The following is a 23,916-nucleotide window of genomic DNA, read 5'->3' as shown; positions in this document are numbered from 1 at the left end:
GCTGCTACAGGATCGCGTTACTCATAACAAAAATAATAATGCTCAGAGATCGACTGCCATGGCCGCACCCGCCTTGCCGCTCTCCCACGACGCCATCATCCAGGACTCCTGGTCCCGTTGCCGCGCGTTCGGCCTCAATCATCAGAGCACCCCGGCGTTCGATCAGTTGCCGGCCGAGGGCATTGCGCACTTGCTGGAGAGCCAGCACTCACTGGTGCAAACCACTCACCAGGAAGTCTTGCCGTATTACGAGAACATCCTCAGCAACTCCAACTGCCTGATCATGCTCGCCGACAATCAGGGCCAGGTGCTGACGTCCTGGGGCACCCAGCGTTTTATCGAGCCGAACCTGACCCGCGGTTTCAGCGCCGGCGCCAGCTGGATGGAACGCTGCAGCGGCACCAACGCGATCGGCACCGCGCTGGCCTGCGAGCAGGCGGTGCACATCGAACACGATGAACATTTCCTCAAGGCCAATCGATTCATGACCGGTTCTGCCGCACCGATTTTCGATGCCGAACGCAAGGTCATCGCGGTGCTGGATGTGTCCAGCGACAGTTACCTGCCGCCGTCCCACACGCTTGGCATGGTCAAGATGATGAGTCAGACCGTGGAAAACCGGCTGATCCTCAACCTGTTCCATGGCCAGCATTTCCAGCTGACTTTCAACACCGGACTGAACAACCTCGACAGCCAATGGGCCGGGCTGCTGATCTTTGATGAAACCGGTCAGGTGCTGTCCGCCAACCGCCGGGCCGACAATCTGCTGGGCATCAGCCTGTCGCGGGGCAGCGTCGAAAGCCTGTTCAAAGTCTCACTGCTGGAGTTGCTGAACCAACCGGATGGCCTGCCCTTCGCCTTGCAAACCTCGGGGCGCAACCGTTTTCAATGCCTGTTAAAACGGCCGAAACAAGTGCCCATTCAGCCGCGCGTCTTTGCCGAGCCGGTGGTGGCAGCGTCCGAAGCGATCAGCCTCAATACCCTGCATTTCGGTGACAGCCGCGTGGAAAAAGCCGTGCGCCAGGCCGAGCGCTTGCTGGAAAAAGACATTCCGTTGTTGATCCACGGCGAAACCGGGGTCGGCAAGGAAGTCTTCGTCAAAGCCCTGCATCAAGCCAGTTCCCGGAGCAAAAAGCCCTTCATTGCCGTCAACTGTGCAGCGATCCCCGCCGAACTGGTGGAGTCTGAGCTGTTTGGCTACGAGAAAGGCGCGTTCACCGGTGCCAACCAGAAAGGCAGCATCGGGCTGATCCGCAAGGCCGACAAAGGCACCCTGTTCCTCGATGAAATCGGCGATATGCCGTTGCCGACTCAGGCTCGACTGCTGCGAGTGTTGCAGGAGCGTTGCGTGCAACCGGTGGGCAGCAGCGAGTTGTTCCCTGTGGATATACGGATTATTTCCGCGACCAACCGCTCATTGCGCGAACAGGTGCAGTTGGGGCGGTTTCGTGAGGATTTGTATTACCGGATTGGTGGTTTGACCCTGGAACTGCCGCCGTTAAGAGAACGCAGTGATAAAGAGGCCTTGTTCAAACGTCTGTGGGAACAGCACCGCGAACCGAGCCAGTGGGCCGGACTGAGCAGAGAGGTGCTGGAGTTGTTCAGCCGTCATCCGTGGCCGGGGAATCTAAGACAGGTCAGCAGCGTGATGCAGGTAGCCCTGGCCATGGCCGAGGAGCAGCCGGTGCGGCCGGAGCATTTGCCGGATGATTTTTTTGTTGATCTGGAGATGGAGCCGGTGGATTTACCGGAGCCGTTGGCGGTGGATTTGAATGATGCCGAGGATTTGAATCGGCAGTTGCAGGCGGCCGGGGGGAATATCTCCCATTTGGCCCGCAGGCTCGGGGTTAGCCGAAATACCCTTTATAAACGGTTGCGACAACTTGGAGATTGAGTGAGCCAGACTACCCTCACCCCAGCCCTCTCCCAGGGGGAGAGGGAGCCGACCGAGGTGCCTGGCGTCATACATCGACCTGAAAAACCGAGTCGATTATGGATTCACTACAAGACTTTCAGGTCGCAAAATATGCCGAACATCCCCCAATCAGTCCCCTCTCCTGGGGGAGAGGGTAGGGTGAGGGGGGGAATCTCAGGATGCCGCTGCACTCGCGGACAAACCATAAACAAAAACCCGCACAAGGCGGGTTTTGTTTTATAGCAATTTCAGCAATCAGTCAGCCAGACGCCAGGTCGTCCCACCCTTCCCGTCTTCCAGCACCACGCCCATGGCGGTGAGCTGGTCGCGGATACGGTCGGATTCGGCCCAGTCTTTACCGGCACGAGCCGCCAGACGCGCGGCAATCAGCGCATCAACCTCAGCCGCATCAACCCGCCCTTCGGCACCGGCCTGCAGGAAGTCATCAGCTTCGAGCTGCAACACACCCAGCACGCTGGCCAATTCCTTCAAGCGCGCCGCCAGACCCGCCGCCGCATCGAGATCGCTCTCGCGCAGACGGTTGATCTCGCGAACCATCTCGAACAGCACCGCGCAGGCTTCCGGCGTGCCGAAGTCGTCGTTCATCACCTGAGTGAAACGCTCGACAAAAGCTTCGCCGCCAGCAGGTGCCACGCTCGGCAGGCCTTTCAACGCATGGTAGAAACGCTCGAGTGCGCCTTTGGCGTCCTTGAGGTTGTCTTCCGAATAGTTGATTGCGCTGCGGTAGTGGCTCGACACCAGCAGGTAACGCACGACTTCCGGGTGGTACTTTTCCAGCACGTCGCGAATGGTGAAGAAGTTGTTCAAGGACTTGGACATCTTCTCGCCATTGATGCGAATCATGCCGCAATGCATCCACGCGTTGGCGTAGGTCTTGCCGGTGGCCGCTTCACTCTGGGCGATTTCGTTTTCGTGGTGCGGGAACTCGAGGTCGCTGCCGCCGCCATGAATGTCGAAGGTCTCGCCGAGGCAGCAGGTGGACATCACCGAGCACTCGATGTGCCAGCCCGGCCGACCGTCGCCCCAAGGCGAAGGCCAGCTCGGTTCGCCCGGCTTGGCGCCTTTCCACAGCACGAAGTCCAGCGGGTCCTGCTTGGACTCGTCGACTTCGATCCGCGCACCGATGCGCAGGTCTTCGATTTTCTTGCGCGACAGCTTGCCGTAGCCCATGAACTTGGCGACGCGGTAGTACACGTCGCCATTGCCCGGGGCGTAGGCGTAGCCCTTGTCGATCAAGGTCTGGATCATGGTCTGCATGCCATCGATGTGATCGGTGGCCCGCGGTTCCATGTCCGGCTTGAGGATATTGAGGCGCGCCTCGTCCTCGTGCATCGCGGTGATCATGCGCTCGGTCAGCACGTCGAACGGCTCGCCGTTCTCCTTGGCCCGATTGATGATCTTGTCTTCAATGTCGGTGATATTGCGCACATAAGTCAGGTTGTAACCGCTGAACCGCAACCAGCGGGTCACCAGGTCGAACGCGACCATGCTGCGGCCATGGCCAATGTGGCAGTAGTCGTACACGGTCATCCCGCAGACGTACATGCGCACATTGTTGCCATCCAGCGGCTTGAAGACTTCTTTGCTCTTGGTGAGCGTGTTGTAGATCGTAAGCACTTTAGTTTCCTTGAATCACTGGCCCCACGAATCACGCAAGGTCACGGTACGGTTGAACACCGGATGACCGGGTTTCGAGTCCTTGATATCCGCGCAGAAGTAACCTTCGCGCTCGAACTGGAAACGGTCTTCCGGCTGTGCATTGCCAAGCGAAGGCTCGGCACGACAACCGGTGAGGACTTGCAGCGAGTCAGGGTTGATGTTGTCCAGGAAACTGGCGCTGTCTTCGGCCTTCTCAGGGTTGGCCGAGCGGAACAGGCGATCGTACAGACGTACTTCGCACTCGACGCTGGCCGCGGCCGGCACCCAGTGCACCACGCCTTTGACCTTGCGGCCTTCAGGGTTCTTGCCCAGGGTTTCCGGGTCGTACGAGCAACGCAGTTCGACGATGTTGCCATCGGCGTCCTTGATCGCTTCGTCGGCGCGAATCACGTAGCTGCCGCGCAGACGCACTTCGCCAGCAGGTTCCAGGCGTTTGTAGCCTTTTGGCGGCTCTTCCATGAAGTCTTCACGGTCGATGTAGATCTCACGGGCGAACGGCAGAACGCGCACGCCCATGTCTTCTTTCGGGTGGCACGCCAATTCGAGGTTTTCGACCTGACCTTCCGGGTAGTTGGTGATCACGACTTTCAGCGGACGCAGCACGCACATGGCGCGCGGGGCGCTGTGGTCGAGGTCGTCACGGATGCTGAATTCGAGCATGCCGAAGTCGACCACGCCGTCGGAGCGGTTGGTGCCGATCATTTCGCAGAAGTTGCGGATCGATTTCGGCGTGTAGCCACGGCGGCGGAAGCCGGACAGCGTGGACATGCGCGGATCGTCCCAGCCATGAACGTGCTTTTCATCTACCAGTTGCTTGAGCTTGCGCTTGCTGGTGATCGTGTAGTTCAGGTTCAGACGGCTGAATTCGTACTGACGCGGTTGCGCCGGCACGGGCAGGTTCTCGAGAAACCACTCGTACAGCGGACGATGGCTTTCGAACTCCAGGGTGCAGATCGAGTGGGTGATGCCTTCGATGGCGTCCGACTGACCGTGGGTGAAGTCGTAGTTCGGGTAGATGCACCACTTGTCACCGGTCTGGTGGTGGTGAGCGTGACGGATGCGATACATGATCGGGTCGCGCAGGTTCATGTTCGGCGAGGCCATGTCGATCTTGGCCCGCAACACGCGTGCGCCGTCCTTGAATTCACCGGCCTTCATGCGGGCGAACCAGTCCAGGTTCTCTTCCACGGAACGATCGCGGAACGGGCTGTTCTTGCCCGGCTCGGTCAGGCTGCCACGGTATTCCTTGGCCTGTTCAGGGCTCAGGTCATCGACGTAGGCTTTGCCGGCCTTGATCAGCTCGACGGCCCAATCGTGCAACTGGTCGAAATACTGCGAGGCATAGCGCACTTCACCGGACCATTCGAAGCCCAGCCATTTGACGTCGCTTTCGATCGCGTCGATGTATTCCTGGTCTTCCTTGGCCGGGTTGGTGTCGTCGAAACGCAGGTGCGTGACGCCGCCAAATTCCTGGGCCAGGCCGAAGTTCACGCAAATCGACTTGGCGTGACCGATGTGCAGGTAGCCGTTGGGCTCAGGCGGGAAACGGGTGACGATCTGCGTGTGCTTACCCGAGTCCAGGTCCGCCTGGATGATCGGGCGCAGGAAATTGACCGGCACGGCAGGGCCGGTCTTGGAATTCGAGGTAGGGTCGACAGTGGGCTTGCTCATAGGATCCTTGAACGTACAAGTGCGCGGCCAGTTGGCCAAATCAAAGCGGCGGTTAAAACAAAGGGGCTTATCATAGCCGATGCCGTCAAGTCGCTGACAGAGCAGGCCCGAAAACGGCTGCATTTAATCGGATGCAAATGAAAAACAGCCTCGAAATTCGCGCCCGGCACGCTAAACTGCGCACCTTGGCCAAAATTGGCCGGACCGGTTGAGGGCTGCAAAGCCCCGAAACCCACGAATTCATTGAAAGAGTACCGATCATGACCCAAGTCAAACTGACAACCAACCATGGCGACATCGTCCTGGAACTGAACGCTGAAAAAGCCCCGATCACCGTGGCCAACTTCATCGAGTACGTCAAAGCCGGTCACTACGAAAACACTGTTTTCCACCGCGTCATCGGTAACTTCATGATCCAGGGCGGCGGTTTCGAGCCAGGCATGAAAGAAAAGAAAGACAAGCGCCCAAGCATCCAGAACGAAGCCGACAACGGCCTGCCGAACGAGAAGTACACCGTCGCCATGGCCCGCACCATGGAGCCGCATTCGGCTTCCGCCCAGTTCTTCATCAACGTGGCTGACAACAGCTTCCTGAACCACAGCGCCAAGACCACTCAGGGCTGGGGCTACGCGGTATTCGCCAAAGTCGTTGCAGGCACCGACGTGGTCGACAAGATCAAAGGTGTTTCCACCACCATGAAGTCCGGCCACCAGGACGTACCAGCAGAAGACGTGATCATCGAGAAAGCCGAGATCATTGAGTGATACTGCTGATTTCAGACTTGCATCTGGAAGAGGAGCGCCCGGACATCAGCCGGGCGTTTCTGGATTTGCTCGCCGGACGCGCCCGCTCGGCGAGTGCGTTGTACATCCTGGGCGACTTTTTCGAGGCGTGGATTGGCGACGATGCCATGACGCCCTTTCAGCGTTCCATCTGCCAGGCCCTGCGCGAACTCAGCGACAGCGGCACGGCCATTTTTCTGATGCACGGCAATCGCGACTTCATGCTCGGCCAGGCCTTCTGCAAACAGGCCGGCTGCACATTGCTGAAAGACCCGAGTGTCGTGCAGTTTTACGGCGAGCCGGTGCTGTTGATGCACGGCGACAGCCTCTGCACCCGCGACGAAGCCTATATGAAGCTGCGTCGCTATCTGCGTAATCCGATCACCCTGTTCATCCTGCGGCACTTGCCTTTGCGGACTCGCCATAAACTGGCGCGCAAGCTGCGCAGTGAAAGCCGCGCGCAAACGCGGATGAAGGCCAATGACATTGTTGATGTCACGCCGGAAGAAGTGCCGCGGATCATGCAGGCCTATGGCGTGAAGACCTTGATCCATGGGCATACCCATCGTCCGGCCATTCACAAGTTGCAGATTGGCGAGCAGGCGGCCAAGCGGATTGTGTTGGGGGATTGGGATCGTCAGGGGTGGGCGTTGCAGGTAGATGAAAGCGGGTTTGCGCTTGCCCCGTTCGACTTCACCCCGCCGCCACAGCTTGCAGCACCCGCCATCTAATGCAGAACACAAAACCCCTGTGGGAGCGGGCTTGCTCGCGAAAGCGGTGTATCAGACACATCAATGCTGAATGACACTCCGCATTCGCGAGCAAGCCCGCTCCCACATTGATCGCATTTCTGATCAGTGACCGCTGGCGGCAGGGCCGGCTTTAGCGGCAAACGGCGGTTTCGCCAGCCATACCAGCACAATCAAGCCCATGAATGCCCACCCCAGCAATGTGAAGTAATCCACGGTGGAGAGCATGTACGCCTGACTGGTCAGCACATGATCCAGTTGCGCATACGCCGGATTGCTCGCCCCGCCCAGGCTGTTCAGCGCCTCACGGGTAGCCGGCTCATAGGTGCTGATGCTTTCGCTCATATAGGCGTGGTGCTGATCTGCCCGGCGGATCCAGATCCAGGTCGTCAGCGAGGCCGCAAAGCTACCGCCCAACGTGCGCAGGAACGTCGCCAGGCCCGCGCCGTCGGCGATCTGGCTCGGTGGCAGGTCCGACATCAGAATGCTCAAGGTCGGCATGAAAAACAGCGCCACGCCAATCCCCATGAACAACTGCACCAGGGCGATGTGCTGGAAGTCCACTTCGTTGGTAAACCCGGCACGCATGAAGCAGCTCAGGCCAATTGCCAGGAACGCCAGACCTGCCAGCAGCCGCAGGTCGAATTTATGTGCGTATTTGCCGACAAACGGCGACATCAGCACTGGCAGAATCCCGATCGGCGCCACCGCCAGCCCCGCCCAGGTCGCCGTGTAACCCATCTGGGTTTGCAGCCATTGCGGCAGGATCAGGTTGATCCCGAAGAACCCGGCGTACCCCAACACCAGCACAATCGTGCCGATGCGGAAGTTGCGGTAAGCGAACAGCCGCAGATTGACCACCGGGTGTTTGTCGGTCATTTCCCAGATCACGAACACCGCCAGCGCTACCACTGAAATGGCCGCGCCGATGAGGATGAAGTTCGACTCGAACCAGTCCAGATCATTGCCCTTGTCGAGAATCACCTGCAAGGCGCCGACGCCAATGATCAGCGTGATCAAACCGACGTAATCCATCGGCTGATAGCTGGTTTCCACCGGCCGCGCCTTGAGTTGCTGGCGCACCACCATCACCGCGAAAACACCGATCGGCACGTTGATAAAGAAGATCCACGGCCAGCTATAGCTGTCGGTAATCCAGCCGCCGAGGATGGGACCGGCAATCGGCGCCACCACCGTGACCATCGCCAGCAACGCCAGGGCCATGCCGCGCCTGGCGGGCGGATAGACGGCAATCAGCAGCGTTTGAGTCATCGGGTACAACGGGCCTGCCACCAGACCTTGAAGCACCCGAAAGCCAATCAGCTCCGGCATCGAGGTCGAGATACCGCACAGAAACGAAGCCAGCACGAACAGAATCGTCGCCCAGAGAAACAGCTTCACCTCGCCAAAGCGCCGGCTGAGCCAACCGGTCAGCGGCAGCGCGATGGCGTTGCTCACGGCGAACGAGGTAATCACCCAAGTGCCCTGCTCCGAACTCACGCCCAGGTTGCCGGAAATCGTCGGCAGCGCCACGTTGGCGATGGTGGTGTCGAGCACCTGCATGAAGGTCGCCAGCGACAGGCCGATGGTGCTGAGCAACAGGCTGGGCGGCGTAAAAGAGGCGTTATTGCTCATCGCGAATCCTTTGGAACTCGGCTGGCGCGGCGCCTTTCAATGGGCGCCGCTGAGGGATTGGCGAATCAGCGTTGAACGGTTTTGCTGACCGCAGCGCTGTTGTCGTGGATCAACTGAGTGATCATCGCGTCGGCCTCGGCCAACTGACGGTCATACACATTGGTGCTGAACGAGGCCTTTTGCGGCGGCTGTTGTGCCAGCACCGGGCCGCTTTGGTCACGCAGGTTCACATCGACCTGGGTCGACAGGCCGACCCGCAATGGGTGCTTGGCCAGTTCTTCGGCGTTGATGTGAATCCGCACCGGCACCCGCTGGACGATCTTGATCCAGTTGCCAGTGGCGTTCTGCGCCGGCAGCAGGGCAAACGCGCTGCCGGTGCCAGCGCCGAGGCTGTCGATGGTGCCGCTGAACTTCACGTCGCTGCCATAGAGGTCGGCTTCAATGTCTACCGGCTGACCGATGCGCATGTCACGCAGTTGGGTTTCCTTGAAGTTGGCGTCGATCCACAGCTGATCCAGCGGAATGACCGCCATCAGCGCCGTGCCCGGCTGGACGCGTTGGCCCAGTTGCACGGAACGCTTGGCGACATAACCGGTGACCGGTGCGATCAAGGTGCTGCGGGAGTTGTTCAAGTAAGCCTGACGCAATTGCGCGGCAGCGGACATCACGTCCGGGTGCGACGACACCACGGTGTCATCGACCAGCGCGCTGGTGGTTTTCAGTTGCTGTTTGGCGTTGGCCAAGGCGTTTTGCGCCGAGGTCAGGTCGTCGCGAGCGTGGGACAGTTCTTCCTGGGAAATCGCGCCGCCAGCGGCGAGGTTTTTCCGGCGATTGAAGTTGTCCTGAGCCTTTTGCACTTCAGCCTGTTGGGCGTTGACCTGGGCTTTCATGCCGTCGACGTTGCTGTACAAACCGCGAACCTGACGCACGGTGCGAGCCAGATTGGCCTGGGCACTTTGCAGACCGACTTCGGCGTCGTTCGGGTCGAAGTTGATCAGCACTTGGCCTTCGTGAACCAGGTCGCCATCGTCGGCGCCAATGCTGACCACGGTACCAGTGACCAACGGAGTGATTTCCACCACGTTGCCGTTCACATAGGCGTCGTCGGTGCTTTCGTTCCAGCGCCCGTAGAATTCGTGATACCCCCAGACGCCGACACCGGCGAGGATCACCACGATCGCGAGCACTACCAGCATGACTTTGCGTTTGCGTGAATTGCTGGTGTCTTGAGTGTTGTCAGGGGATTGGGCTTTATCGGCAGTGGCCATGACGAATACCTTGAATTAGTTGTGCTGCGTGGCTGGGGTTGCGTTGGCTGCGGTCAGGGTCTCGCCTTGGAAGCCTCCGCCCAGCGCCTGCATCAGTTGAATCGACAGGTCGATCTGCTCGGCATTCAGGTTGGCCAGCTGACGCTGGGCCTGGAGCAATTGCTGCTCGATGCTGAGCACGTCCAGGTAATTCCCGATGCCGGAACCGTACCGCTGGACCACGGTGTTGTAAGAATCCTGGGCAATGTCGGTGGCGTGCTGCTGTGCACCGATCTGCCGGCCGATATCGCGCAACTGGTTGAGGGTGTCGCTGACATCACCCAGGGCTTTCACCAGGCTTTTGTTGTACTGCGCCACCGCGAGGTCGTAATCGGCGTCGCGGGAATCGAGGTCGGCGCGCAGGCGGCCGCCGTCGAAAATCGGCACAGAAATGGTCGGCGCAATGTTGAAGAAACGACTGGCCGAACCGAACATCGCATCGCCCAGCAACGACTCGGCCCCGGCTGCGGCGCTCAGGTTGAGGTTGGGGTAAAACCGGGTTTTGCCGGCGTCGATGTTCTTGCTCGCCGCCTCGACCCGCCAACGGGCGGCCACCAGATCTGGACGCCGACCGAGTAACTCGGCCGGCAGCACCGATGGCAACGCTACAGCGCTGGCCTGAAGGATCTTCGGCCGGGCGATTTCATTGCCGCGATCCGGGCCTTTACCGAGCAAGACGCCCAAGGCGATTTTCGCGCTTTGCAGGCGTTTTTCGGCGTCGATCAGGCTGGCTTCGGAGGTAGCTTCCAGACTTTCGGTTTGCTGGAACTGGTACTGACTGTCGATCCCCGAGCTCAGGCGACGCTGGCTCAGGTCGAGCATTTGCCTGGTGCGCTTGAGGTCTTCACTGGCCAGGTCATAGACGATGTGTGCCTGACCCAGATCGCTGTAGGCGCGAGCGACGTCGGCGGACAAGGTCAACTGAGCGGCCTGTTGATCGACTTCGGCAGCACGGGCCTGGCCCAGTGCGGCTTCCCAGGCATCACGCTGACCGCCCCAGAGGTCGAAGTTGTAATTGAAACTGGCGCCAAGGTTACGAACGGTGGAGTAAGTCCCGCCCTGCCCGCTCGGGTCCTGATCCCGGGCCAGACGCGAACGGCTGACGCCAGCGCTGGCATCGAGGGTCGGCATGCGTGCGGCATCCGCTGCATAAGCGGCGGCGTTGGCCTGGTGAGCGCGGGCGTCGGCGATTTGCATGTCGGGGCTGTCGTGCAGGGCTTCGCGGATCAGGCCATCGAGCTGTGGGTCGCCGAGGCTTTTCCACCAGTCGCTTTTCGGCCAGGCCGCGGGCGACAGGGTCACGCCGCTGAGGGATTGCCCGGCCTTGAGGTTTTTCGCCTCCAGGCTTTTGCCTTCGGTGGTCAGGCCGCTGTAGCTGGCACAACCGGCCAGGGTCATGGCCGCCAGCACCAGGCTCAGGCCGGCACGCAAGGTTTTACTGCTCATTTGTCACCTACCCGCAGCAGGGTGATCGAGTCACCGGCTGCCACCAGAATTTTCTTCAGGATCTGTTCGAGGGTCTGCAACTCCTCGGGGGTGATCGCGCCGGCCAGTTCATTCATGGCGTCGGCGCCGATCTCCGGCAGGCGGTCAGTCAACTGCTGGCCTTGTTCGGTCAGCACCAACTGAACCTGACGGCGATCCGCTTCGGAGCGTTGGCGGGCGAGGAAGCCTTTCTGTTCCAGACGATCGAGCATGCGGGTCATCGATCCGCTATCCAGCGACAGGTGACGGCACAGCTCGGCCGGCGTATCGACGCCGAACTGGGCCATGATGATCAGCACTTTGAACTGCGCGGCGGTGATGCCGTGGGGTTCCATATGCGTGTCGATGATCCGGTCCTTGAGCAGCGCAGCGCGCCCGAGCAGGAGGCCGAGATGGCAAGTGTGGAATGCGTCTGGGGTGAAATGTTTCATCTGTCCACCAATTAGCTGCCTAGGCAGAGAATGTATGTCGAGATGTTACTGCCTAGGCAGCGAATGTCAACGTAATAGTTAGGTTGCTTTGTATTTGAGCGATAAATGGCGTTTCACAAATCCCCTGTGGCGAGGGGGTTTATCGGAACGCCGCACCGCCCCGTTCGGCTGCGCAGCAGTCGTCGCTTTTAGATTCGCAGGGTTTCAGAAGGAATGAAGTTGCAGGTTTTGGGGCCGCTGCGCGGCCCAACGGGGGTAAACCCCCTCGCCACAGGGGACCGCGCGGGAGTTTAGAAATCCCGCTTGTAGAAGATGTCCAGCGAACTGGCCACACCGCCCGCCGCTTCGAGGTAGACCTTCTTGCTCAGTTTGTAACGCAAGGCGATGGTGTTGGCCGGCTCGAACACGCCAACGCCATAACGCAGGCTGAGCTTCTCGGAGATATTGCCGCTGGCCACCACGCTGGTGGCGTTGCCGCTGCCCTGGGTGTCGAGCTGGAAGTCCTGAATCCCCAGGTTCTTGGCCAAGCCGCTGGTCACCCCCGAACTGCCCATCAAGCCCAACCCAAGGGCCGCTTGGGCGAGCATGTTGTTGTCCTCACCGCTGCTGCTCAACGGACGTCCCAGCACCAGATAGGACAACGCCTGCTCCTGGCTCATCGCCGGCTCGGAAAAGATCTGTGTGGTCGGCTGCTCGGCGCTGCCGCTCAGGCGAATGCCGGCGATCACGTCGTCGGTCTGGCGGATTGCTTCGATGTCCAGATACGGCTGGTCGATCGGGCCGGCAAACAGCAAACGCGCCCGGCGCACGGTCAATCGCTGACCGTAGGCACGGTATCGCCCATCGTTGAGCCAGAGCTCGCCGCGGGTGTCCATGTTGTCGCCGATGTGCACATGACCTTGCAGGTTGGCGGTCAGGCCAAACCCGGCGAAGCTGAGTTTGTCCTGTCCGACCACCACATCGATGTCCATCGCCATGGCCATCGGTGGTTTGCCCTCTTCAGTCTGCTGGCCGACGATCACCGTGTCATCGGACACCTTGACCGTCGATGGCGGCAACTCGCGCACGGTGATCTCGCCTTTCGGCACCAGCACTTTGCCGGTGATCGCCAGTTTGTCGTCCTTCACCGAAATCTTCAGGTCCGGCGCCACTTCCAGCTTGGCGTACGGCTCGACGGTGACGGGCAATTGCATGCCTTTGAGCGCCAGATCAACCACCAACGCCTGACCCCAAGCGATGTTGCCGCTCAAGGTGCCCTGCCCGGTCTTGCCGCTTTTCCAGCCGCCGTTCAATTGCACGGTTTCGCCAGCGATCACGGCTTGAAGTTGCAGCGCTTCAAGGTCCATCGGCAGTTCAGGCCCGGAAATCTCGCCGTCGCTGAGCAACAGATTGCCGTTGACCTGCGGCGCCAGCAGCGTGCCTGCGAGCGTGCCGCTGCCATTCAAGCGCCCGGTCAGTTTCTCGACCATCGGCACAAACGGCCGCGCGACCGACAGGTCCAGTCCATTCAAACGGAAGGAGCCGGTCAGCGGTTTGTCCTTCGGTAACGGATTGATCTGCGCCTGGAGCATCAGCTCACCGAGCTTGCCGCCGACGAAGTTGAGATCAGTGTCGATGCGCTTGGGCGTGAGTTTGCTGTTGAGTTTCAGGGTCTGGTACGGGAAGTCCAGCCACTGGTCCTTCTCCTTGATGCGCAACGTGCCGCCGCTGGCATCGACGCTGATCAGGCCGTTCGGGCCGCTGGCCGGCAGGTCCAGTTGCAGGTCGGCGTTGAGCCGGCCCTTCCAGGCGAAATCCTTGGGCAACCACTGCGCCAGGCTGTCGATCGGGAACTGTTTGAGGTGATAACGCAGCTTCGGCTCAGGCATCAGGCGCTGATCCTCACCGCACAGGCTGGCTGGGCCGGACGCCCAGCAGTGGGCGCCAAAATTGATTTTGCCGTCCGCCAGCCGCTCCAACTTCGCCGGACCTTGCAGTTTCCAGTCCTGCCCTCCGGCCTGGATATCGCCGCTGGCCAGGCGCCCACGCCAATTGCCTTGGTCCAGATTGCCGTCGAGGCCGAGCGCGAGCTTCAGCTTCGGTCCTTGCAGGTCGAGGGTGAGTTTCTGGTTTTTGATATCGCCCTGGCCACTGGCGGTCAGCGTGCCCAGTGACGTCTCACCGGCCTGGATGCCGCTGCCCTTGAGGTCGATCTTCGCGCGTTGCGCGCTGTCGAGGGTCGCGTCCAGATTCAGGCTTTGCAGGCGATTGTCTTCGAAGGCCAGTTGCGTGCCTTGCAGCCCGAGCTTGCCTTGCGGGGCCTTGAGCGTCCCGGCGACATCGACGCGACCATTGAGCTGACCGCGCAGTTGCGGCCACAACTGAGCCAGGCGCGGCAGCTTGATGTCGATTTGGCCGGCAAGCTTCGGTTGCAGGTTGCCCTTGCCGTTGATGCTGTTGTCGCCCAGGCGAATTTGCAGCGCGCTGAGGTTCCATTGCTCGCCGCCGCCATCGGCTTTGGCCTGGATCACTGCCGGTTGGCCGCGCAGTTTGCCTTTCAGATCGAGGTCGGCGGTCAGGCTGAGTTTTTCATTCTTCATCTCGCCTTTACTGCGTAACGGTCCGGCCAGGGTGCCCGGCAACTCCGCGACCCAGTACGCCGGGTTGATCGCCGACAGGTCCAGCGCCGTGTCCCAGGCAATGCCATCGGCAAATTGCAGGTTCAGGTGCCCTTCGGCCTTGCCCTGCCCGGCTTCGAGTTGAATTTGTTGCAGGTAGATTTTCGTCAGGTCGCCGCTGAACGGGCTGGTCAGGCTGAACGCACCGGCCGGGCCGTCGAGTGCGGCTTTGAAGCTGCCGAGGTATTTACCGTCGGTGTAGGAGACTTCACCGTTGAAGCTGCGCAACGCCACTTCTGGCTCGTCGATCAGCGGATAAAGGCTGTGCCACGGGAAATCCAGCCAGTCGATTTTGGCATCGGCGCTCAGGCCTTTGCTCCAGTCGAGGTTGCCGGTGAGTTTCAGGCTTTGCTTGTCGTTGGCCGTGAGGTCCAACCCGGCGATCTGAGCGCCGTTGGCGTCGACCTTGCCTTGCAGCAACAACGCGACGGGTCCTTTTTCGCCAGGCAACGTGGCTTTGCCAAGCAACCGGTAACCGTTTTTCAGGTCGCCGTCGCCGGTGAGTTCCAGTTGGTTGAGTTGCAAGGTGTCCGGCAGATCAGCGCCAGGCTTGAAGCCGTCGGCGGTGATTCGCACCTTGGCCGGCAGGTTTTCCGCCAGCGGCTGCAGTTCACCGGTCAATTGCCCGTTGAGGTAACCGCTGCTGTCGGCTTTCAGGTTCAGGGTTTTCAGCAGATCGCCGTCGACCTTCAGCGCCAGCGTCCAAGGCCCGGTGCCGGGGGCTGGCAGGGTCAGTTTGCCTTCGGCCTGGAGCGGCCAGTTACCGCTGGGTTGCAGCAGGCCTGAAAGATTCAGGCTCAGGTCATCCCTTTGCAAATGAACAGAATCGATCTGCAAACCGTTGGCCGTCCAGTGCGCCGCCAGTTGCAGCCCCTTGAGCTCTTCACTGCCGTTGAACAGCAGGCTGCCGACCTGGACGTCGCCGAGTTCGATGGCTAGCGGCAAATCCAGGTCCGGAAGTTCGATTGAACCGCTGCTGTCTTCATCCGTGCCTGGCGGAAATTGCAGGCTGACCTGATCGGCCTTCAATTGCTCGATGCACAGGGTCATGCGCGTCAGGCACAGCGGCGACCAGGCGAAAATCACCTTGTTCAGCTCGACTCGACTGCTGTCCTGCTGCCACAGCACATGGTCGGCACTCCACTGGCCACCCAAACGGCCCTGGAAATTCTCGACGGTCAAACCCGGCACAAACCCCTGCGCCCAACGGCTGCCCGTAGCCGTGCCCAGCACTGTGGCAACGGTCAGGACGACCAGCATCAGCAGCGCCAGAATCGCCAGCAGCGTTATTTTCAAACCACGCTTCACAGCTCAGGCCCCATGGAAAAGTGCAATCGAATGCCGCCGTCGTCGTCCATCGCATGGGCCAGGTCGAGGCGTATCGGCCCTACCGGAGAAACCCAGCGTACGCCGATACCGACACCGGTCTTGAGGTCCGGCAGTTCGAGGGTATTGAAGGAGTTGCCCTGATCGATGAAGGTCGCGACCCGCCATTTTTCGGCGATGGAGTACTGATACTCGACGCTGCCGGCAACCATGTAGCGGCCACCGATGCGGTCGCCCTCGGAGTTCTCCGGGGACAGGCTCTGGTAGTCGTAGCCGCGCACGCTCTGATCGCCACCGGCGAAGAAGCGCAGCGATGGCGGTACCGATTTGTAGCCATTGGTGGCGCTGCCGCCGACCTGCACCCGACCGAGGAAGCGGTGTTTGTCGAAGACCGTGGTCAAGCCTTTCACCAACGCGGTGCCGTAAATCAGGTTGGTGTCAGAGCCCAAACCTTCCTTGGCCACTTTGGTCTCGAATCCCAGGCGATAGCCGTTGTGCGGGTCGATGCGGTTGTCACTTTTAAGGTAGGAATAGCTGACACCAGGCATCAGCAATGTGCTGAGCCCCGAGTCGTCGCCGAGCCTGTATTCCTCGCGCTGCCACTTGAGCGATACCACTCGCTGCCAACCACTGGGCAACTTGCTGTGCCACTCGGGGCCGATGGTCAGCAGTTTGCTCAGGGAGTCCTTGTCGGCAATTTCTTCGTTCTGATAGCCGCCAGCGAACCGCAGTTTGTCGGTCAGCGGCGGGGCCAGGGGAATGTCGTAGAACACACCGACGTTCTGCCGAGGCGCGGAAACTTCGGTCTCCCAGCCATAGCTGTGCCCTTGAGGGTTGACCCAGTGCCGGGTCCAGTTGGCCTTGATCCGTGGGCCGACGTCGGTGGAATAACCCAGCCCCAGGCCCATGGTCCGTGGTTTGCGCGTTTCGAGTTTGACGTCCACCGGAATCACGTCGTTCTTGGACGCCGTTGGTGCCGCATCCACTCGCACGCTTTCGAAATAGCCGCTCGATTGCATGGCTTGATTGAGTTCGGCAATCAGTTCGGAGTCATAAGGCGCACCCTCCTTGAAGGGCACCATGCGCCGCAGCAGGTCTTCGTCGAACGGCGTGTCACCTTCGAAACTGACCTTGCCCAATGAATAACGCGGGCCGCTGTTGTAGATCAGTTCGATGTCGGCAACGCCGGCCCGCGGGTCGACCCACAATTTCTGGCTGCTGAAATAACCACTGAAAAAGCCATAGCGCGAAGCCTGATTCTGAATCAAGCGCTTGGCGTCTTCGTAATGGCCATGGTTGAGCACGGCACCGGTTTTCAGCGCATTGCTTTTGGGTACACGGAAGGATTTGAGGGAGGCGGCCGGGCCGTCGATGCGAATAGTGACGTTGCGCAAATGCACCGGCTCGCCGGGATCGATGTTCAGCACCAGACGAGGCGTCTTGCCGCCCTTCACATCCGAGTCGATCTGCGGCTGGTAATAACCCAAGGCCTGGGCGGCCTTGCGTGCCTGTTCTTCGGCGCCACGACTGAAGCGCAGCAAGGCTTCTTCGTCACGATCGCCGAGGCTGCCGATATAGCCCTCTATATTGGCTTTCAGTTCATCGTTGGACGGTTTGATCCGCACATCCAATTCACTTTGCGCCAGCGCCGCGCAGCTGGTAATCAGCATCAGCACGCCGCTGGTCATTCTTCCTGGAAAATTCATAGGCGCGGATGCTATCACGAGCTTGGGAGCGTGATAGAGCCTGGCGTGGCGTGAAAGTTCTACCTTTATGCCGTTGCTGTTTGTAACACCTGCGGATTGGCGTGGAAAAACACGTGTTCGCGAATTGGTCCTACGGCGACCTCACCGATTTCCTCATAACCCTGGCGCTTATAGAACTCCAGATAACGAGGATTCCCGGTATCGAGGATTACGCCCTCGGAGTGTTCATCCACCGCGCACCAGTTGTGCACCGCTTGCAGCAATTGTTCGCCAAAGTGTTGGCCCTGAAATTGCGGATGAACCCCCAGCAACGGCAGCAGGTGCACCGAATCGGACGGCACGCAAGCCATCACGGCATCGTGATACTCGAGATAGCGTCGGGTGCAGCGAAACCCGGTGCTGAGCACCATGCGCAGGCGCCAGGCCCAACTCTCAGTGATGCCAAGGCGACGTTGCGGCGGCGCGATCAGCGCGATGCCGATCAACCGGTCGTTGACCAGCAGGCCGATGGCCGGCAAGTCCTGAAGAAAATGTTGTTTGACCAGCTCGCGCACGGTGGCGCGAACCCGCTGTTCATAACCGGGACGCTCCGCTTCGAACAGGTAGCCGAACGTCGGCTCATGCCGGTAAGCCTGGTACAACAGCGAACGTGCTTCGCGGGAATAGCCGTTGTCGAGCATGTGAATATCGGCGATGACGGTCGAGGTTTCGGGCATGACGGTAGATCTCCCCTGGGCGAGGCTCAAAAAGGCCTCGTTCTTATTGGTACGAGCCTTGCGCAGTCGCGATCGTTCCCACGCCCCCAGACATTAGCAGCGCATTTGGACTACTGCCACGCTAGCCCCGATCCTACATGTCAGCTAGCATCGCCCTTTTGCCAGGACTGCCGACCATGAAGATCGTCTCCTTCAACATCAACGGGCTGCGCGCTCGCCCCCATCAGCTGGCGGCGCTGATCGAAAAGCATCAGCCAGACGTGATCGGACTGCAGGAAACCAAGGTACACGACGACCAATTCCCGCTGGCCGAGGTTCAGGCGCTGGGCTATCACGTGTATTTCCACGGTCAAAAAGGTCACTACGGCGTCGCCCTGCTCTCGCGTCAGGAACCTATCGCGCTGCACAAAGGTTTCGCCACCGATGAAGAAGACGCTCAGCGCCGCTTCATCTGGGGCACGTTCGCCGATGCCAATGGCGTGCCGGTGACCATCATGAACGGCTATTTCCCACAGGGCGAAAGCCGCGATCACCCGACCAAGTTCCCGGCCAAGGAACGCTTCTACAGCGATCTGCAGCAATTACTGGAAAGCCAGTTCAGCAACGATCAGCCGGTGGTGGTGATGGGCGACGTGAATATTTCCCCGGAAGACTGCGACATCGGTATCGGCCCGGACAACATGAAACGCTGGCTGAAAACCGGTAAATGCAGCTTTTTGCCGGAAGAACGCGAGTGGATGGCCCGCTTGAAGAACTGGGGCCTGGTGGACAGCTTCCGTCACTTGAACCCGGAGGTGGCCGACCGTTTCAGCTGGTTCGATTACCGTAGCCGCGGTTTTGAGGATGAGCCCAAGCGTGGGCTGCGGATTGACTTGATCATGGCGTCCCACGGGTTGTTGCCACGTGTGAAGGATGCGGGGGTGGATTACGAACTGCGCGGGATGGAAAAGCCGTCGGATCACGCGCCGATCTGGCTTGAACTGAGCTGATCTCTGCCTGTCGACACAGATCAACAGTGGGAGCGAGCAGGCTCGCTCCCACAATGTCGATAACTGTCATCTTTCAGAAACCTTACTGACTTATTCTCCCGGCACTTCCTTTGGCTTATAAGGTGCCGGCATGACGCTGCGCGTGTTGTTCCTGTTGATGCTGTGCGCCTGGCTGCCGCTGACGGCTTCGGCTGGCGCGTTGCCGATGCCCGAGTCTGGACCGGTGCTGCGCATCCAGGGCTCCAACACCATTGGCGCGGCATTGGGCCCGGCGTTGGTTGAGGGGTTGATGCGCGAACAGGGCTTGCTGAAGATTCACAGCGAGACCCCGGACAAAGCCAACGAACTGCGCGTGATCGGCGAAACCGTTCAAGGCCGCCGAGTCGCGGTGGACATTGCGGCCCACGGTTCCAGCACCGGTTTCACCGCCCTGAAAACCTCCACCGCCGACCTCGCCGCCTCTTCGCGCCCGATCAAGGACAGCGAACGGACAGACCTTGCACGCCTGGGCGACTTTAAAAGCCCCGGCGCCGAGCAGGTCATTGCCATCGATGGCCTGGCGATCATTCTTCATCCGCAAAATCCGTTGAGTGAACTGAACACCGAACAACTGGCGCGAATCTTCAGCGGCGAGGCAAAAACCTGGGAAGAACTCGGCGGCACCGGTGGGACGATTCATCTCTATGCGCGGGATGACCAATCGGGCACCTATGACACGTTCAAGGAACTGGTCCTCAGCCGTCGTGGGAAAACGCTGAGCAGCGCGGCGAAACGGTTCGAATCCAGCGAGCAATTGTCCGACGCGGTCAGCCTCGACCCGCAAGGTATCGGCTTCATCGGCCTGCCTTACGTGCGTCAGGCCAAAGCCGTGGCGATTGCTGACGGCCAATCCCAAGCCATGTTGCCGCTCAACAGTCTGATTGCCACGGAAGACTATCCGCTGTCGCGCCGGCTGTTCTTTTACCTACCGCCCAATGGGAAAAATCCCTGGGCCGAAGCTCTGGTGGCGTTCGCCCAAAGCAGCAAGGGTCAGGCGATTGTCGCGGCCAATGGCTTTATAGCTCAGACCATCCAGGCCATGACCGTCACACCGAATGCACTGATGCCGGAGGGTTATCAGGCGCTCAGCCGTCACGCCCAGCGACTAACGGTGAATTTCCGTTTCGAAGAAGGCAGTGCGACGCTGGACAACAAGGCCCGGCAGGACCTTTGGCGGGTGCTCGACTATATAAAGCAGCGTGACAAGACCAATCGGCAGGTGACGCTGGTGGGGTTTGGCGACGCCAAAAGTGATCCGGCGCGCGCCGATCTGCTGTCGAAACTGCGCGCGATGGCGGTGCGGCGGGAGCTGGTGAAAAGCGGCGTGGTGTTTCGCGAGATTCGTGGTTTTGGCGCCGAGATGCCAGTGGCGGCCAATAGCGCGGATGAGGGGCGAATCAAGAATCGGCGGGTTGAGGTTTGGGTGTATTGACGGTGTGTGTAGCAGCTGTCGAGCTTGCGAGGCTGCGTTCGGCTGCGCAGCAGTCGTGAAATCAGGCGATGCGGTGTTTCAGGGAGACCGCACATACAGGTTTTACGACTGCTGCGCAGCCGAACGCAGCCTCGCAGGCTCGACAGCTGCTACACGGAGGAGATCAGCCCAGCAATTTCTCAAGCTGCGCCGTGGTGTCCACCGCGCCCATGGTCTTGGCGGCATCCAGCGCAGAGACGCCATTGGCATCCTTGGCTTTCGGGTCGGCGCCTTTGCTGATCAGGTAGTCGACGATTTCGACGCGATTGAACATCGCCGCCATCATCAGCGCAGTGCGACCGTCGAAGGACGAACCCTCCACTTGCGCGCCGCCTTCAACCAGTGCCTTGACCACCGCCAGGTCACCTTTGAACGCCGCGCCGGCAATCGGGCTCTGGCCGTTGTCGTTGCGGATTTCCGGATCGGCCTTGTGCTCGAGCAGCACTTTTACGGTATCCACATGGCCGTGGTAAGCGGCCAGCATCAGCAAGGTGTCGCCCTTGTGGTTACGCAGGTTCGGCGGCAGGCCCTTGGTCAACAGCGCAGCCATCATGGCCGCATCGCCCTCGCGCGCTTTGTTGAATACCTGTTCGGCAAATTCAGCGGCTTCTTCGGGGGACATCTGGCGGCTTTGGTCTGACATTGGGCACTCCACGTTCGATTATTCGCAAAGCCGACAGTTTCCCGAGCAGCCCCGAGGCTGTCACTTCTTTTTTCTCATGGACGGCCATAGCCACATTCAATAACGCTGCATTCAATAACGAAAAGCGCCGCCGTGAATATCCGCCAGCAACTGCGGAGTGACCTGCACGTAAGTCTGGGTCCCCGGCAGCCAGGCGTAGATCGGATCATCGCCGGTTTTGCCGGGGTCGAAGGCTTCGTCCTTGAGGCGAGTCTTCTGGTACTTGAAGGTGCCGGTGGTCTCCATTTTCACCTTCACCCGCAGGAATAACGGCACCGCATAGGCGGGCATTTGCTCTCGGGCAAAAGCCAGCAGCTCACTGAAATCCAGGGTCGCCAGGGACTCGGCTGGCGTAATCGCCGCCATCCCCGCACGCCCGTTGGTGTTGCGGATTTCCACGCCGTAGGCCACGGCTTCGGAAATATTCGGGTGTTGCAAAAGGATGTTTTCGACCTCGGTGGTCGAGACGTTTTCGCCCTTCCAGCGGAATGTATCTCCCAGGCGGTCAACAAACTGTGCATGACCGAAACCGATGTTGCGCAGCAGGTCACCGGTATTGAAATAACGGTCGCCCTTCTCGAACACGTCGTGCAGCACAACCTTTTCGGTCTTCTGCGGATCGGTGTAGCCGTCGAGCGGCGCCTTGTCGTCGATCTTCGCCAGCAACAGTCCCTGCTCGCCTTTGGCGACTTTGCGCATGAAGCCCTGGGCATCCCGAATCGGCGCGCCGCTGTCGTGGTCGTACGCCGCCAACTCCCATGACATCAGGGAAAAACCGACGGTGTTATCAAAGTTGAGGATGTTGGTGAAACCGATGTTGCCGTCGCTGGCGGCGTACAGCTCACAGATGTGGTTCACCCCGAATCGCGTCTTGAACTCGCCCCACGCGCCGGGGCGCAGGCCATTGCCGATCATCTTCGTCACACGGTGCTTGCTGTCGTCGGCGCTGGGCGGTTGATCCACGAGGTAGCGGCACAATTCGCCGACATAACCGAGGGTGGTCGCGCGGTACCTGCGCACGTCGTTCCAGAGTTGACTGGCGCTGAACTTGCGGCGAATGGCAAAGCCCGAGGCGCCACTGATCGCCGAGCCCCAGCACACGCACAGCCCGGTGGCGTGATAGAGCGGCAAAGTGCAATAGACGACATCCTCCGGGCGCATATCCAAGGCGATCTGCCCGAAGCTTGCGGAGCTGCGCATCCAGCGGCCGTGTTTGAACACCCCCGCCTTGGGCAAGCCGGTGGTGCCCGAGGTGTAGATATAAAAACAAGGGTCGTCGAAAAAAACCTGCTGACTGCTGGCGGGGTTGGCGCTGGAGCTGTCGGCACTGGTGGTCATCAGGTTGATGAACCCGTCGGGCGCAATGCCCGGATGGCTGAAGGTGTCTTGATCAGCGACGAACCAGGTGCGCGCCGCCTCGATCGACACCCGTTCGCGGACCGCCGAAAACGCCGGCATCAGCTCTTCTCCGACAATGATTGCCGCGGGTGCCACCAGGTTCAGGCTGTGAGCCAGTGTATCGCGGGTCTGCGACGTATTGAGCAAGGCACTGATCGCGCCGACCTTGGCCACCGCCAGAATCGTCACCAGCAGTTCCGGGCGATTCTCGATAAAGACCGCCACCACATCGCCCTTGCGAATGCCTTGGGCAATCAGATGATGGGCAATGCGATTCGCCCACTGGTTGACCTGAAAATACGTCAGCGCTACCTCGCCCTGCAGCAATGCCTGGCCGTCGGGATTGCGCAACGTCGCTTGCTCGAAGCTCCAGCCCAGGCCACACGGTTGGGTCGGGTCCTTGACGTTGGCGGCTTTCATACCTTTCACCACTCTGGGAATGGCTTTGGCAATGGAAGGCAGCTTGCGGAGCATCATGCCCCAGGTAATCGTGTCGTTCGGCGTGCGGCTCATGGTTGCTCCCGGTCGATCTTTTTATTGTTCGGGCGGCGTTGATTGAGGCCGAAAATACGTCAGCGGTTCCTGAGCTGTACACGCGGTTTTTGAAATGATTTGTATCCACGTCTGCGGCATTCGAAATCGTGAGCTTGCGCCGGGCAAATGGTTCCATCGAATCGACGTCGACCACGCAAAATGCAGGATGCACGATGGCCATTCATGCAGATTGCACGAAAGTGCAAAAGCACTTAAAAACTAACTAATTGATATGTAAGGACTTTTAAAAAATCAGGTGCTGGCACAATCACTGCAACTACCTCTGCATGCTTGCCATTCAAGAGCTAACGGAGCTGATAGACATGAACCTGATCCAAGAAAAATTTTCGTCCCTGTTCTCCAACTTCGAAGTGACCACCCAGCCACGTCCGGACGGCGGCATTCTGCTGACCTTGAGCAGCACCGACGGCAAAGTCTTCAAACGCTCGATTTCCTACCAGCAAATGCATGCTGGCGATCAGCTGTCCTGGGTGATCAGTGCCATTCGCCGTGACATCGCCGAACAGGCCAGCGAACTGCCGCAGATTTCCATGCTGCAAAGCCAGCAGCGGTTTGCCCTGCCGACGTATCACTCGGTGTAAACCGTTCCAGAGCTGTAAACAAACAGGCCGTGAAAGCTTTCGCTTCACGGCCTGAGTTGTTTCTGGAATCACGCAGTTCCCTGTGGGAGCGGGCTTGCTCGCGAAAGCGGTGTGCCATTCAACATTGACGCTGTCTGACAC

Annotated in this window: 17 protein-coding genes; 6 read left to right on the top strand and 11 right to left on the bottom strand. The window is 59.9% G+C overall.

Annotated features, from left to right (window positions below):
* The first annotated feature begins 58 nt into the window (after positions 1 to 58).
* Positions 59 to 1,894 carry a sigma-54-dependent Fis family transcriptional regulator gene (locus KGB23_RS21995; protein WP_223432579.1) on the top strand — a complete coding sequence of 612 codons (1,836 nt, stop codon included), beginning with the start codon at positions 59 to 61 and terminating at the stop codon, positions 1,892 to 1,894.
* Between the two features lie 276 nt (positions 1,895 to 2,170).
* On the opposite strand, the gene cysS is transcribed toward KGB23_RS21995, so the two are convergent.
* Both cysS and KGB23_RS21985 read right to left on the bottom strand, forming a co-directional pair.
* Positions 2,171 to 3,553: a cysteine--tRNA ligase gene (gene cysS / locus KGB23_RS21990; RefSeq protein ID WP_223432578.1), complete on the bottom strand. Its 1,383-nt coding sequence runs from the start codon at positions 3,551 to 3,553 to the stop codon at positions 2,171 to 2,173.
* 15 nt (positions 3,554 to 3,568) lie between these two features.
* Entirely contained in the window at positions 3,569 to 5,266 is a 1,698-nt protein-coding gene (locus KGB23_RS21985) for a glutamine--tRNA ligase/YqeY domain fusion protein (protein ID WP_095129097.1), read from the bottom strand.
* Positions 5,267 to 5,526: 260 nt separating this feature from the next.
* On the opposite strand from KGB23_RS21985, the gene KGB23_RS21980 reads away from it, so the two are divergent.
* Both KGB23_RS21980 and lpxH read left to right on the top strand, forming a co-directional pair.
* Positions 5,527 to 6,030 carry a peptidylprolyl isomerase gene (locus KGB23_RS21980; protein ID WP_033057103.1) on the top strand — a complete coding sequence of 168 codons (504 nt, stop codon included), beginning with the start codon at positions 5,527 to 5,529 and terminating at the stop codon, positions 6,028 to 6,030.
* Positions 6,027 to 6,779, top strand: coding sequence for a UDP-2,3-diacylglucosamine diphosphatase (gene lpxH / locus KGB23_RS21975; protein WP_223432577.1), 753 nt, complete (start codon positions 6,027 to 6,029; stop codon positions 6,777 to 6,779). The genes KGB23_RS21980 and lpxH overlap by 4 nt, the downstream gene beginning before the upstream one ends.
* Positions 6,780 to 6,902: 123 nt before the next feature.
* On the opposite strand, the gene KGB23_RS21970 is transcribed toward lpxH, so the two are convergent.
* From KGB23_RS21970 to KGB23_RS21940, 7 genes are all read right to left on the bottom strand, one after another.
* Positions 6,903 to 8,432 carry a DHA2 family efflux MFS transporter permease subunit gene (locus tag KGB23_RS21970; RefSeq protein WP_223432576.1) on the bottom strand — a complete coding sequence of 510 codons (1,530 nt, stop codon included), beginning with the start codon at positions 8,430 to 8,432 and terminating at the stop codon, positions 6,903 to 6,905.
* 65 nt (positions 8,433 to 8,497) lie between these two features.
* Positions 8,498 to 9,700: an efflux RND transporter periplasmic adaptor subunit gene (locus KGB23_RS21965; RefSeq protein ID WP_223432575.1), complete on the bottom strand. Its 1,203-nt coding sequence runs from the start codon at positions 9,698 to 9,700 to the stop codon at positions 8,498 to 8,500.
* A 15-nt stretch (positions 9,701 to 9,715) separates the two neighbouring features.
* Positions 9,716 to 11,185 carry an efflux transporter outer membrane subunit gene (locus tag KGB23_RS21960; RefSeq protein ID WP_223432574.1) on the bottom strand — a complete coding sequence of 490 codons (1,470 nt, stop codon included), beginning with the start codon at positions 11,183 to 11,185 and terminating at the stop codon, positions 9,716 to 9,718.
* Positions 11,182 to 11,655: a MarR family winged helix-turn-helix transcriptional regulator gene (locus KGB23_RS21955; RefSeq protein WP_046047482.1), complete on the bottom strand. Its 474-nt coding sequence runs from the start codon at positions 11,653 to 11,655 to the stop codon at positions 11,182 to 11,184. Before KGB23_RS21955 ends, KGB23_RS21960 begins: the two co-directional genes overlap by 4 nt.
* Positions 11,656 to 11,945: 290 nt before the next feature.
* Positions 11,946 to 15,620, bottom strand: a complete 3,675-nt coding sequence (locus tag KGB23_RS21950) for a translocation/assembly module TamB domain-containing protein (RefSeq protein ID WP_223432573.1) — start codon at positions 15,618 to 15,620, stop codon at positions 11,946 to 11,948.
* A complete protein-coding gene (locus KGB23_RS21945; RefSeq protein WP_223432572.1) occupies positions 15,617 to 17,344 on the bottom strand; it encodes an autotransporter assembly complex protein TamA in 1,728 nt (575 codons plus the stop codon). The genes KGB23_RS21950 and KGB23_RS21945 overlap by 4 nt, the downstream gene beginning before the upstream one ends.
* Positions 17,345 to 17,409: 65 nt before the next feature.
* A complete protein-coding gene (locus tag KGB23_RS21940; protein WP_223432571.1) occupies positions 17,410 to 18,060 on the bottom strand; it encodes a GNAT family N-acetyltransferase in 651 nt (216 codons plus the stop codon).
* Between the two features lie 176 nt (positions 18,061 to 18,236).
* Here KGB23_RS21940 and xthA point away from each other — a divergent pair, with 176 nt between their 5' ends.
* The gene (xthA, locus tag KGB23_RS21935) at positions 18,237 to 19,049 is read left to right on the top strand and encodes an exodeoxyribonuclease III (RefSeq protein ID WP_095128964.1); all 813 of its coding nucleotides are present in this window, start codon (positions 18,237 to 18,239) and stop codon (positions 19,047 to 19,049) included.
* Positions 19,050 to 19,179: 130 nt separating this feature from the next.
* A complete protein-coding gene (locus tag KGB23_RS21930; protein WP_223432570.1) occupies positions 19,180 to 20,520 on the top strand; it encodes a substrate-binding domain-containing protein in 1,341 nt (446 codons plus the stop codon).
* 163 nt (positions 20,521 to 20,683) lie between these two features.
* Here KGB23_RS21930 and KGB23_RS21925 read toward each other — a convergent pair whose 3' ends face one another.
* Positions 20,684 to 21,202, bottom strand: coding sequence for an ankyrin repeat domain-containing protein (locus KGB23_RS21925; RefSeq protein WP_223432569.1), 519 nt, complete (start codon positions 21,200 to 21,202; stop codon positions 20,684 to 20,686).
* A 111-nt stretch (positions 21,203 to 21,313) separates the two neighbouring features.
* Entirely contained in the window at positions 21,314 to 23,152 is a 1,839-nt protein-coding gene (locus KGB23_RS21920; protein ID WP_223432568.1) for a long-chain-acyl-CoA synthetase, read from the bottom strand.
* 344 nt (positions 23,153 to 23,496) lie between these two features.
* Here KGB23_RS21920 and KGB23_RS21915 point away from each other — a divergent pair, with 344 nt between their 5' ends.
* Positions 23,497 to 23,775: a DUF3509 domain-containing protein gene (locus KGB23_RS21915; protein WP_223432567.1), complete on the top strand. Its 279-nt coding sequence runs from the start codon at positions 23,497 to 23,499 to the stop codon at positions 23,773 to 23,775.
* The last annotated feature ends 141 nt before the right edge of the window (positions 23,776 to 23,916 follow it).

It is taken from the genome of Pseudomonas sp. GL-B-26 (genome assembly GCF_019947405.1).
Classification (GTDB): Bacteria; Pseudomonadota; Gammaproteobacteria; order Pseudomonadales; family Pseudomonadaceae; genus Aquipseudomonas.
Note: the sequence above shows the minus strand (reverse complement) of the source record. Positions and strands in the feature narration are given on the sequence as shown.

What these genes read in the sequence shown, in the direction of transcription:
- KGB23_RS21995 (WP_223432579.1), top strand. Translation starts at nt 59, where the DNA reads ATGGCCGCACCCGCCTTGCCGCTCTCCCACGACGCCATCATCCAGGAC.
- KGB23_RS21985 (WP_095129097.1), bottom strand. Translation starts at nt 5,266, where the DNA reads ATGAGCAAGCCCACTGTCGACCCTACCTCGAATTCCAAGACCGGCCCT.
- KGB23_RS21980 (WP_033057103.1), top strand. Translation starts at nt 5,527, where the DNA reads ATGACCCAAGTCAAACTGACAACCAACCATGGCGACATCGTCCTGGAA.
- KGB23_RS21970 (WP_223432576.1), bottom strand. Translation starts at nt 8,432, where the DNA reads ATGAGCAATAACGCCTCTTTTACGCCGCCCAGCCTGTTGCTCAGCACC.
- KGB23_RS21965 (WP_223432575.1), bottom strand. Translation starts at nt 9,700, where the DNA reads ATGGCCACTGCCGATAAAGCCCAATCCCCTGACAACACTCAAGACACC.
- KGB23_RS21960 (WP_223432574.1), bottom strand. Translation starts at nt 11,185, where the DNA reads ATGAGCAGTAAAACCTTGCGTGCCGGCCTGAGCCTGGTGCTGGCGGCC.
- KGB23_RS21955 (WP_046047482.1), bottom strand. Translation starts at nt 11,655, where the DNA reads ATGAAACATTTCACCCCAGACGCATTCCACACTTGCCATCTCGGCCTC.
- KGB23_RS21945 (WP_223432572.1), bottom strand. Translation starts at nt 17,344, where the DNA reads ATGAATTTTCCAGGAAGAATGACCAGCGGCGTGCTGATGCTGATTACC.
- KGB23_RS21940 (WP_223432571.1), bottom strand. Translation starts at nt 18,060, where the DNA reads ATGCCCGAAACCTCGACCGTCATCGCCGATATTCACATGCTCGACAAC.
- xthA (WP_095128964.1), top strand. Translation starts at nt 18,237, where the DNA reads ATGAAGATCGTCTCCTTCAACATCAACGGGCTGCGCGCTCGCCCCCAT.
- KGB23_RS21930 (WP_223432570.1), top strand. Translation starts at nt 19,180, where the DNA reads ATGACGCTGCGCGTGTTGTTCCTGTTGATGCTGTGCGCCTGGCTGCCG.
- KGB23_RS21925 (WP_223432569.1), bottom strand. Translation starts at nt 21,202, where the DNA reads ATGTCAGACCAAAGCCGCCAGATGTCCCCCGAAGAAGCCGCTGAATTT.
- KGB23_RS21920 (WP_223432568.1), bottom strand. Translation starts at nt 23,152, where the DNA reads ATGAGCCGCACGCCGAACGACACGATTACCTGGGGCATGATGCTCCGC.
- KGB23_RS21915 (WP_223432567.1), top strand. Translation starts at nt 23,497, where the DNA reads ATGAACCTGATCCAAGAAAAATTTTCGTCCCTGTTCTCCAACTTCGAA.